The 12,104-nt window shown below is 49.8% G+C and carries 7 protein-coding genes; 1 reads left to right on the top strand and 6 read right to left on the bottom strand.

Going from position 1 to position 12,104, the window contains the following annotated elements; translation table 11 throughout:
- Positions 1-12 precede the first annotated feature (12 nt).
- From OIR97_RS01845 to OIR97_RS01830, 4 genes are all read right to left on the bottom strand, one after another.
- On the bottom strand, positions 13-1,341 hold the full coding sequence (locus OIR97_RS01845; RefSeq protein ID WP_169544381.1) for an FAD-dependent oxidoreductase: 1,329 nt from the start codon (positions 1,339-1,341) through the stop codon (positions 13-15).
- A 98-nt stretch (positions 1,342-1,439) separates the two neighbouring features.
- Positions 1,440-2,252, bottom strand: a complete 813-nt coding sequence (locus OIR97_RS01840) for an ABC transporter permease (protein ID WP_169544028.1) — start codon at positions 2,250-2,252, stop codon at positions 1,440-1,442.
- Positions 2,249-3,061: an ABC transporter ATP-binding protein gene (locus OIR97_RS01835; RefSeq protein ID WP_169544027.1), complete on the bottom strand. Its 813-nt coding sequence runs from the start codon at positions 3,059-3,061 to the stop codon at positions 2,249-2,251. Before OIR97_RS01835 ends, OIR97_RS01840 begins: the two co-directional genes overlap by 4 nt.
- A gap of 5 nt (positions 3,062-3,066) precedes the next feature.
- A complete protein-coding gene (locus OIR97_RS01830; RefSeq protein ID WP_169544026.1) occupies positions 3,067-4,110 on the bottom strand; it encodes an ABC transporter substrate-binding protein in 1,044 nt (347 codons plus the stop codon).
- 180 nt (positions 4,111-4,290) lie between these two features.
- On the opposite strand from OIR97_RS01830, the gene OIR97_RS01825 reads away from it, so the two are divergent.
- Positions 4,291-5,202, top strand: a complete 912-nt coding sequence (locus OIR97_RS01825; protein WP_169544025.1) for a LysR family transcriptional regulator — start codon at positions 4,291-4,293, stop codon at positions 5,200-5,202.
- A 247-nt stretch (positions 5,203-5,449) separates the two neighbouring features.
- Here OIR97_RS01825 and OIR97_RS01820 read toward each other — a convergent pair whose 3' ends face one another.
- Together OIR97_RS01820 and OIR97_RS01815 are read right to left on the bottom strand one after the other, a co-directional pair.
- Positions 5,450-10,348: an RHS repeat domain-containing protein gene (locus OIR97_RS01820; RefSeq protein ID WP_169544024.1), complete on the bottom strand. Its 4,899-nt coding sequence runs from the start codon at positions 10,346-10,348 to the stop codon at positions 5,450-5,452.
- Positions 10,349-10,564: 216 nt separating this feature from the next.
- Complete coding sequence (locus OIR97_RS01815; protein WP_169544023.1) at positions 10,565-12,097, bottom strand: hydantoinase/oxoprolinase N-terminal domain-containing protein; 1,533 nt, start codon at positions 12,095-12,097, stop codon at positions 10,565-10,567.
- Between the last annotated feature and the right edge of the window lie 7 nt (positions 12,098-12,104).

The raw sequence follows: 12,104 nt of genomic DNA, 5'->3' as shown, positions 1-12,104 counted from the left end.
CTTCAATAAGCTTTATGTTGCTGCGAGTTCTTCAACCAGTGCATTGTCGGACGGCACGTCACCAGGATCAGCACCCTGGGCGCGCATCTGTTTCTGAATGGCTTTTGGATCGACGTCCCGCAGGGCAATATTTCCGTTTAGCGCCAGGGATGCGGCGATCCCGGCCGCTTCCCCCTGAACCATGCAAGGCGGAATCTCACGTGACATTTTTTGCGCATCCGGCTCTGCAGAATAATGGCGGCCAGCGACAATCAATCCATCAAGGTTCTTGGGTAATAAGGCACGATAAGGCGTGTAATAATCCCGACCACGGCAAACCGTATCTGCGAAATGCCGTCGGCTGGTGACATCCTCTTTCGTGACAATATATTCCCCTTTGAGCATGCGGGTTTGGCGAACCCCCAGTTGTTCCGCGGCTCCCAGCATGCTGGCATTCTGAAAACCGGGCAGGTTTTTCTTGGCGTAATCGAAAAGCGCCATCATCCTGCGCCGACCCTCATATTCCGCGTTGGTATTATCCTCGACCGTAAGGCCGTCATAGCCCGGCATATGAGGGCAATTACACCAGACAACGCCGGGAATTGGAGTTTTGAGCCACCACATTTCCCACGCACCGCCAATGATGCGGCGCGCCTCACGATCCAGTTTGTTGTATTCCTTGGGATGTTCGAACTGGAACCTTTCAGCTTCATCTGTATCGACATTTGCAATGCGGAAAACCGTCGTTACGATATACTGACCGGTCTGGAATTCGGCGCCACCGCCTGCGGCAACATCCAGATCCCCGGTCGCATCCACAACAACATCCCCCAAAATGGCCTGTCGTCCGGTTTTCGTCTGGGCGATCACACCTTTGACCTTACCATCCTCAACAATTGTATCGGCGAACCAGCTGTGAAGGCGCAAATTGATATTCGCGTCCTTGACCATCTGAAGAGAGGCCCGTTTCCAGGCATCAGGATCAAAAGCCACCGCATGAATGATCGGCTGCGGATGTTGGGCAAGGTGGAAATTATGCACCCCCCATCGAGACCATTTCTCCCACAAGGCCTGACTGGATCCATAATCTTCAGGGGGAGGGAAAACGGCGCCATCTTCTCGGGCCATGTTTGCCACGACTTCGTCAACGATCCCCTTTACTGTCACTTCCATGCCGTTGACCATATCATCCAGCACCAACACCATTCCCCCGGATGCCATCCCTCCAAGATGATGATAGCGTTCCAGAAGCGTAACAGAACACCCGTTTCTGGCGGCGGACACAGCAGCAGTAAACCCGGCGGGCCCACCCCCAACAACGATGACATCTGATTGCGCCACAACGGGCACTTCACGCGTCATTTCAGTAATGCTTTTTCTATCGAAATTGGACACAGTTATCTCCTCAACCAGTGCCATCGCTGGCACGATTTATAAATTTCTAATTAACGTGATTTAGATCAGACAGCCTGTTCGGGCTTCCACTTGATCAGTACTTTTTCGGCAATTGTTACCGACGCAAACAAGACAACGGCCAGCCCTGATGAAACGAAAACAGTCGCATACAACAATGGCGATCGGAAATTAAACGTCGCATCGATAATCAAGGCCCCCAGTCCGACATCCGCGCCGACCCATTCGCCTACAATTGCACCAATAACGCAGGTGGTTGAGGCAATTTTGAGCGCCGAAAACAGATATGGCAGGGACATTTGAAGGCGCATCTTCCAGAAAATCTCAGGTTTGGAGGCTGACAGGATCCGCGCCAGCTCCAGCATCTGTGGATTGATCGCCTGCAATCCCCGAACCATATTGACCAAGGTTGGGAAAAAACAGATCAAGGATGCAATGATCACCTTGGCGATTAATCCATTGCCAAAGATCAAAACAAGGATGGGGGCGATTGCCAAAATCGGTATGGTATTCACAAAAACTGCCAGTGGAAAGAAGGCCGCATCCAGCTTCTTGAAATGGACGAACACGATAGCGGCGAGAATACCGAACATGTTGCCAAACAGAAATCCAAGCAGGCTTTCGATCAATGTAGGCCAGAAATTCTTGGCCAGAAGATCCAGTTCAGACACAAGAACTGTTCCAACATCGCTTGGCGCTGGCGCAATATAGGTGGGAACGCCCGCAAGCTTTACACCGATTTCCCAGATCACGATCAGGCCAAGGGCTGCCAAAACCGGCGGAACATATTTTATTTTGAACAATGCCATCAAAAAGTTTGCAGGCTTTGAAACCTTCTGATCCGCTGTGACGTTACTCATTGTGCTGCCTCCAGCAATTTTCTTAACCGCGCCGCGATTGCCACAAATTCCGGTGTCTCCCGAACGGGCAATTTCCTGGAACGGGGTAAATCAATATCCACAACCTCCATGACACGCCCGGGATGGGCACTTAACATGAGGCATTTCTGTCCCAGAAAAATGGCTTCAGGAATGGAATGCGTAACAAACAGAATGGTGACACCTGTCTCTTTCCAGATGTTTAATATCTGCTCATTGAGGTGATCCCTCGTGATCTCATCAAGGGCACCGAACGGCTCATCCATCAACAACAAACGGGGTTTACAAACCAAAGCCCGCGCAATTGCCACCCTCTGCCGCATCCCCCCTGAAAGTTCATGCGGTAATGCCGTTTCCCGGCCTTTTAATCCAACAAGTTCCAATAGCTCTTCAGGTGATTTTTCGCTCAGGTGAAGGGGGCGATCTTTCCGAACGCCCATCTCCAGTGGTAGCCTCACATTTTCAAGAGCTGTTCTCCAGGGCAGCAATGTTGCATCCTGAAAAACGAACGAAAATTCGCGTGGTAATCTTGCCTCTGTTGGAGTCCGGCCAAAAATCCGAACATCCCCCCCGGCGATCGGAACAAGATCCGAAATCAATCTCAGCAAAGTCGACTTGCCACACCCGGATGGTCCCAAAATTGTCATGAAGGTTCCATCTTCGACAGATAGATTTATTTTATCGAGTGCGGTGAAATCTCCAAACTTGACCGACGCGTCGGTCAGGTGCGCGGCATAAGAAGACGGATCGATTTCCGGGCTTCGGTTCTCAACGGCAAGATTATTACGCATTTTCTTTAGCCCACCTTCGGACGATCAGCCTTCGTCGCTTCCAGAATGTCCAGAGTCATGACATCGCCCAGCGTCGGCACGTCCCCTTTGAACTGGTCAAGCTTTGCATATGTTTCGATTTGCTGTTCCCAGTTTACGGCCTTCATGGTGCCCCAACCACCCGCTTTGGTTTCTTCATTGAAAACGTATTTCAGAATAACATCGACCGCTTTGCGTTCGGATTCCACGTTCAGATTTGGATATCTTTTCACCAGCAGTTCAACTGCTTTTTGTGGATTGGCATGAACCCATCCCCACCCTTTCGCCGTTGCCCGAACAAAGGCTTCCACTTTATCCGAATGCTGTTGCAAGGTTTCGTCTGTGACATAAAACGGGTTTGCATAAAGCTGAATCCCGCTGTCCCAAAGGCGCATGTCAACACGTTGATCACCAAGAATATTGAGCGCGTTGATATTCGACTGCCATCCTGAAACCGCATCAACCTGACCGTTCATTAAAGGACCCATATCACCGCCCATTACAACAACGTTCACATCATCATAGGCAATGCCGTGCTTCGCCAGCATGGCCCGAAGCAGAATACGCGCAGTTCCCTGAGTTCCGATTGTTTTGCCAACCATGTCCTGTGGCGTTTTGATGGGATTTTTCTTCAACGAAAAATAGGTAAAGGGATGCTGTTGATAGCCTGCAGCAACACATTTAATCGGAATACCGGCTGAACGCGCCAGCATCAAAGACGGGCTGGAAGACAATTGACCAACCTGTGCCCTTCCAGAGGCGACGGACGCGACCCCATCGACATTGGGTCCCCCCGGCGTAATGGTTAAAGACAGACCTTCCTTTTCATAATATCCAAGATGATCCGCCGCAACTTCTCCCAATTGGCCGTTCGATGCGATCCAGCCCAATTGCATATTCACGTTGAACGTGTCTGCCTGTGCTGATTTTGCAAATCCAAGATAGGTTCCGGCTGCGGCCATACCGACAGTTGCCCCGATCCCTTTTACAAAACGCCTGCGGTCCGTATTTAAATGTTGTTTGAGTGCCATTTTGATATCCCCTTTTTGTTTGATACAAACTGGTTTTCCTCCCAAAGAATAGTCAGTTTGACCTTATATTTCTTATTGGTTGACAGTAGCAGGATAAGTATGCTGCCATTAGAAGAGAAATTAGTCTATGGCGATGCCAAAAAGGCATCACACTTTAAGTCTTTGTAATATTTAAATAATATGCACCATCCATCCATTAGATATATTGATGAGGTCGCTCGTCAGGGCTCTATTCGCAAGGCAGCCAAGGTTTTGAACGTGGCTTCGTCGGCCATAAACCGGCAGATTCTAAAACTTGAAGAAGAGTTTGGAATGCGCCTTTTTGATCGGGTGCCGGAAGGAGTTGAACTGACGCCGGCAGGAAAGGTCATTGTCGAGCATTGCCGGAAAACACTTTATTATTTTAATCAGGCACGAGCCGAAATCGACGATATTCGCGAGTTAAAAACCGGGCATATCAGGATTGCCGCGATAGACTCGATGGTGTTTGATTTTCTACCCCGCGTCTTAAAAGACTTCTCCTCTGAATATCCTGGTGTTTCTTTTTCCGTGGAAACTCTGGGCCCCGGTGAAATCAATGAAAGCATCGCACGGGGGGAGACCGACATCGGTCTGAACTTTACCAATCAGGTCAACAGCCTGCATCCCGAACTCCGGGTTTTTGCCGAAGTGCCGGCCCCCCTCGGACTGCTCGCCGCACCGAACCACCCTTTAGCCGACCGGGATTTTGTCAATATTGAAGACTGCATTCCCTTCCAGCAGGTAAGGACATTGGATGCCCGGCGGAAATCTTCTTTTATTGATCTAGAAATCGATACGATAAAAACGCCTCTCTCCACGATCTTTTACACAAACTCCCACGTCATGGCGAAACAAGCGATCCTTTCAGGGATCGGCATCGGGATCTATACCAAGATCGGATTTCTGTCTGAGGTCGAAAATAGAGAAGTCAGATTTATCCCGTTTCAGGACAACAGACTGAAGGACTATTCGGTGGGCAATATCGTCTCAGCCCACCAAAATCTGGGCAAGGCCTCTTACCTGTTTGCCAAACTCATTGAACGACATTTGAGAAACGCAGATTTTGTCTGAAAATATTGATCCCGAGGGCAGCAATAGAGGCCAGACAAAATTATCCCTGATGGCGGCCAAGGCCTTAACTGGCCTGCACGGCAACGACAGAAGGTATTTTTTGGGCACCAATGGTACTCATCTGACACGCATAAAAACCTAAACCACCGTCAAAAGCGGATTACCCCGCTTGGCAAAATCGGTCCCTCACACATTCTGTCGTTCTTGGTTGGCAATCCATCCATGCCTAGTCAGCCAGAGTGCAATTTCAGACCTCTTCTCCATCCGGTGGGTCTACCTCGTCAGACATGTTCGCGTCATTCTCTGCCGGTGCCTCACCGATCTCTAAATCACGGTCCCCAGGGTCTGAATTGCTGTTCTCTGCAATTTCCTCGATTAGGATAGCGCGCTCCGCAGCTGGTGACCCATCATTCTCTCCTGAAGGGCCGTCAACAACGACCTCCATTTGCACCGCTTCATCCATTTCCAAATGAGCTCTCCCCCCTGGAAAAAAGGGAACCAAGTCTCCATGCCTTGGATGGTTTTCATCGTCAAAGACAGCCCGCGGTGAAAAACACCTGTTCATCCAGTTTGGGCAACAATTACTGAAAAGGGCCGGTATCATGCCCCAAAATGGATTGGGTTGCGACATCAGCATGCTCAGGGGAATCTCACCGGTTGCAAAAGACAGCTTACCAGCCATTATTGTCATGGTATCCTGACCATATCCAAATTTCAGGATCACCAGATCCAGCGCCTGCCACACAGCAAACCCCACCCATAGATTAACCAGACCCGAACAATAGCGCATACAAAGCGAATTGCGATTGCATGGACAGCGCGCCAATCCGATCCGCATCAAACTGGATATAATCGAAGAGCCGCCGCTTGCAAAAACACCTCTCGCAGCGTTCATACTGTAATAGTCCGAAGGGCACTGGAACAATGTCCATGGTCCACAGGTACTGTTTCCAATAAACGAGAGAAGAGGCCCCATAAAAACAGCCCCGACGCTGGCACTGATCCCCGCGCGGATCAAAACTGTACCGCATTCCCCTATTTCGTCAGTGCCGATTGCATGTCGGCGGGCGCGACAGCATATAATCCGCCGATTTCGGTTTGCGGACGCATACACGCCCGGGATAACGGCCAATTGCGTAAACCACAAAGCAATGGAGATGGCCCATCTAAAGGCCAGTTCAGAATCATATCCAAACAACACCATATCCCAGGCAAAAAATAATCCGAACGAACTGATCGCCGTCATAAACGCGGTTCCCCAGATGGTCGCCGATCGACCATAATTCCGCCGCGCAGCTCGGGCACAGTTCGAACAGGGGCACAGTCCCTGATCATCAAAATTATTAATAGGATCAACCGGATAAGCATGCAGATCCGTGGTCGATCGCAAGGGATCCGGGCTTAAAAACTGCTTTAGGAATGCCGCGTAAAATCTCTGTCCCGCATGATACAAACCGGAAGAAGGGTCAAACCTCATACCCGCGTAAACCAGATCAAACCCGATACTTCCAACGCTGTTCTGTGGATCCAAACATCCGTATGCATCAAAATCCAGACGGGCCGCGATATGGCCATTTTCCTTAGTTGCAAGAACGCTGGTCGCTTGAAAATCAAGATGCAGATAAAGCGTGCCGACCTGCTTTTGGTAAAAATTCGCGCCTATGCCTGTCTCACCCCCGTCGCGGCTCCCGCCTGCTATCGTTTCGTCCCGATCATTTCTGACATCAGATCGAGACCGCCTGGCCACGGGAAACAAAGTTTTTAGCCGCGGCCCGCGTGCGTAAGAGGCCGTGAGCTCCGCAACCGTACCCAATTCCGAGCACATCTTAATTGTCGCTAACAACCTGTCATCGGGCAGTCTGGTCAGCAGGTAATCTTCATCGACAAAAAAGGTTGTTGTACCCATACCGTCATCTTTAATCAGCAGATCGCCCAAGGCGTCATGGACGAACGAGGTGGACACCACCATGCTCTCATCACGGCGCGGCGACCTGTGACAGGTTTTAAGGAGCCCATCGGGCCCATATTCGAAGCGCAAGGCATCGTTAATATGCGCAGCCCGCTTCATAAGGCCGTCGACATCAAACTGAACTTCCGGCTGAGTTGATTGCCCGACAGGCTTCAGGCCGTTCGTCGGAGTTTGAGCCACGCTGCCCATACCGCCACCTGATTGCGCGCCCCCCACCAATCGAGAAAACTCATCATAATCGTAAGTCTTTCTGATCAGTGAGCTATCTTCGTTTTTACGGTCCACCCCCGTTACAAGGCCCGGAAAACCTGCCGAAATTTGAAAATCCTGAGACAAAAGAGTTTTTGACGAGTTTCCCTTATTCTGGTGAACGGAAAAATGTTCAACCTGCCCATAACAGTTGGTTTTTCTGGTTTCCTCAATACCGTTTTCGAAGGTTGTCAGATGCGGCCGACCAAAAATGTCGTGATCCTCAAAACAGACCAGCGGTGCCGTCCGGCCCTGAAGTTTTGCCGATGAAAGCCATCCGCGCCCTTCATACTGAAATTCAAGACTTCGACCATCCGGGTAATGGCGACACCGGACACTGCCGTCTGGATAGAGGTCATTGCGAATTATTTCAGCGTCTGCCTGACCGAAAAAAACCTGCCGCTCGATTATCTCGCCGTTTGGCGCATGCTTTAACGTTAATATCCACCCGTCCGGATGGGTGGACGTGATGGATTGGCTACAGTTTTCTTGATCCGGCGTATACTGAAATGTGTAATCTGCTTCATCCTCGCTACCAACATTGTGGGTCTTTTTTATCAATTGTCCGAACCCGTTATAATACAGCTTTGACACTCTTTCATTTTGCGTCACACGGGAAATTCTGAGATCCGGACCAAATTCCTGTTTCGTTATTCCGGTAGCCGTATTCTCTTCCCATACACACTGCCCCAATGCATTCCATTTGTAGGTTGTGTTCTGGTTATCAGGGCCGCATTTGGAAATAATTTGCCCGAACATATCAAACTCAATCCGAGTTTCTTCCTGATCGCCAGAAAGGAGGGTGTGCAAACTTCCATTGTCTTTTACAGTTTCTATTTTCTGATCGACGAAAGTGCCGTTGGGGCTGAAGGCCACTTCCTGTTTACAAAAATCCCCATCATTATTCACGGAATAGGTAATGACTGTGTGCGAGCCATCGGGTAGGACCGCTCCTGATTCCTGCCCAAACAGATCTCTTTTCTGCACGATCCATTTAACTTTGGTGGCCTTAATGGCTCGTATTTTTTTGGCCAGATTTTCTTTCTTGCAATGAATAACAAAAGGAAGACTTTGGCGGCTTTCACTGGCCGAAATCGAGTGTTTATTAAGTTGAACCTGCCATTTTCCAGTTTCTATATTTGTAATTTCGGCCACAACCCGCATTTGACTATCGAGAATTTCATACCTTTCATGGGGGTCTCTCTGTGCACCCCTAAACCGTTTTTCCAACCGGACCATGGTCTTGAAATACTGATCTTGATACAGATCAACGGTGTGCATGGGGACAAGTCCTGTGGCTTTCCCCCAGCCTGAAGGGTTGCTTAAATCACAGGTATTGATGCCAATAACGGTGCCGAACGCATCCAACGTCGTTGTTGTAATCGCCCCAAACGGATTTTTTTCATACACCAGATGACCGAACGCCGGGGCATGTGTTTTTTCAATAATCTGTTCTTCGGACGTCTGTGGCGAAGAGATCGTTTCACGGCACGGCAAGGAAAAATCGTCATATTGATAAGTGTGAACGGTGCCGCCGACTTTGACCTGATGGCAAATCAACCCCTTAGAATTCAATCGGCTTGTTTCGACGTTTGAATATTGATCTTTGTCGATCATCGACCGACGGGAAATGGAGACCGGCACTCCCGATCCTTCTTCAAACTGGTAATCAAATATCTCCTGTTTCAGCAAAGTCCCATTTCGATCATAGAGGGCGGACTGAACCAGATATTGTGCATGCCCTTCATCCGGGCCGTTGATATACTGCCGCTTGGTGATAGATTTATCATCCTCCAACCGGATCAGTGCTCCGTCCATATCATAAGCAAAATAGCGAATTTTCGCCGGAAGCTTGTCCTTTTCAGTCACCCATTTCGTGGTCACTTCTTTTGTTTTCAGAAATCCATTTATCAGATCAAACCATTGATAATCATACCGGGTTTCTTCGATAATAAGATCTGGCGCCTCGGCTTTCCCTTTTTTAAACGTGCCTTCCAAACACAGCAGTCCGGTTTGCCGGCCAACAACATGATACTTCCAGAAGTTTCCTTTCCCTGAACCGACGGACCAGATTGCGATTTCCTCGAACATAAGTGTGCCGAACTGATCATGTGTCTCACCTGCCGCGGTGACTGAATATTCGGTCGCCTGCACCTTTCCCAGCGGGCCAGAGACATATTCCTGATACCCTGCCAAAACACCTCTTTCATCGGCGTAACACGGGTCGATTTTAAAACCGGTTGTATTAATTATGGAGGTCAGCAAATGTTTGTTCTTTTCGTCATAGGCAAAGACAATCGGCTTTCGCGCGAAATATTCACCTTCGGATCTTGCTGAAATCTGAATGCGGCTAAGCATCCTGCGTTCCTGAAAAAGGGAATATCCAAGAATTTCACGACTGCCTAAAAAGCTGACAATACCAATCAGTTGACCGCTCTCATCGTCATAAGAAAAGACAACCCGTCTATTCTGAAGTTGCCGGCAGCCATAAGCGATCGTTTTTGGTCGTCCACTTTCATCGAAAGCGACCCGGATGGTATTCCCGTATAGATCCTTCATGGCGAAGAGGGTAAACACGGTTTGGCCGGTGCCGGGCTGGGGAACATACTCTGCCCTGACTCCCTCACCATCAAAGTGAACAAGGGTGCCATCCTTGCAGACATTGACCGATAGTTCGGCGCCGTCCTGAATATATCGGCTCTCGCCGGTTTTTTCGATCGTCGGGATACCGCTTAAATCCCAGCCTGCAGGAAGATAGGGTTTTTGCAGAACCGATTGAAAACTTCTATACCGAAGGACAAGCGCAGGCTGAACACCCCGCACGCCCACCGGAACATCTATAGGAAGTTCATAGCAGGCCGCGGCATTTCTGGTATCGACATAAAAGCTACCGAGTGGGGCGCATTCAATCACATTTGATATTTTCATGGGGGCGCTCATCCTTCCTGAAAAGAAAAAGCTGGCGAAAAATCGTCAGCACAAAACTGACGCTTTCTCATGCCTCCCTGTGAGATGAACTCGCTGTAACTTTATCTGAAAATCATTTTGTTTTGTTCGTGCCTTATATGCCAAGACATAAAAAAAGGCGGCAGGCTGAAAAAGGTGGCCTACCGCCCGACAGGGAGAAGATTGTTTCGATTATCGCTATTGTATCTCGCCCACCACACGGATACGGGCCCTTATGGCATGTCCTGGCAAGTAAGAAATTGGCAGGTCTTCCATCTCCACAACTTTAAGATCAGCTTCCGACGCGCCGGCCGCAATTGCTTTTCCTTCCGCTAAACGGAGAGCTTCAGAAAGAGCGTCTTCTCGCGACATCCCACTGAAGATCTGATCAACTTCACCACTGATTTGAGCGATTGCCGCCCCCACGGCGTTCGCGACTGCCTGATTTTCAACATGGTGAACCTCACTAACGCCTTTTAGAAGTTTTGGAACCAGTGCCGCACCACCCCCGACCGCAATCAGGGGAACATCCCCCGCTCCTATTTTGATTTTATCAATCGCGATCTCGAGCTTCTCTCGCACCCCGGTCAAGACGCTCTCCACGAAAGCACCGCTTATGGACGAGACACGGCTTTTGTCGCCAACATCCATCAGTCCCGCAGCGACCGCGATATCGGTCAGGGTTAGCTGTTCACCGCCAAAAACGCGAGACATTTTCTGTAATCTGAAGCCCACACTTTCCGGTCCAATCGTAACGGGATCCATCGACACTTTTGTGCCGCCGCCCACGCCAATTGATAAGAGGTCGGGCATCCTGAACAACGTGCGCACGCCACCAACGGAAACTGTGCTGTTGGCCTGCCGGGGAAATCCGTTAACAAGACAGCCGATATCTGCTGTTGTACCCCCTACATCGCAGACAATTGCGTCGTTCATATGGGATAAATACGCCGCCCCTCGCATACTATTCGTCGCACCGGAGGCAAAACAATAGACCGGGTATTTTCGCGCCATTTCCACACTTGTGACGGTGCCGTCGTTCAGACTGATAAAAAGCGGCGCAGCGATGCCGATTTCTTCCAGCGCGTTTTGAAACGCCTCCGTCGCCCCTTCTGCAAGATCAAGAAGAGACGCGTTGAGAAGCGTCGCATTTTCCCGCTCCAGCAACCCAATTCGGCCCAAGGTATGGGAACAGGTGACCCTGATATCCGGACATTCAGACCGTAAAATTTCCTCCGCCCGTTTTTCGTAATCGGAAATCAGCGGGGAAAAGACGGAACTCACGGCAACAGATGTTATGCCAGAATTCCGGATCGAACGAGCCGCCTCAGATATTGCTTTTTCATCGAGCGCCCCGATGGGACGACCATCATATTCTGCACCGCCCCCGACCATATAGATGCCCCCGTTTGCAAGGGTTGCAATGTCAGCAGGCCAATCAATAAAGGGCGGCAAGCTGGCCGCAGCAGGTAAACAAATTCTCAGTGCGGCGATTTTGTTAAGCCGTTTTCTTTCAACAACTGCGTTGATGAAATGGGTTGTTCCCAGCGTGATGCTTGAAGCAAGACCAGTTTGATCACCGCATAGGTGCTTCAATTCAACCAACGCATTTTTTATGCCCGTTGTGACATCTTCCGTTGTGGGGGATTTCACGGCCCCCACAACAGAGTTTTCATCAATCAACACTGCATCAGTATTCGTGCCGCCAACATCTATTCCAATACGAAACATAAGCCCC

The organism is Sneathiella aquimaris (assembly GCF_026409565.1).
GTDB classification, from domain to species: domain Bacteria; phylum Pseudomonadota; class Alphaproteobacteria; order Sneathiellales; family Sneathiellaceae; genus Sneathiella; species Sneathiella aquimaris.
The sequence above is the reverse complement of the archived record's forward strand: the minus strand, read 5'-3'. Positions and strand labels throughout refer to the sequence as shown.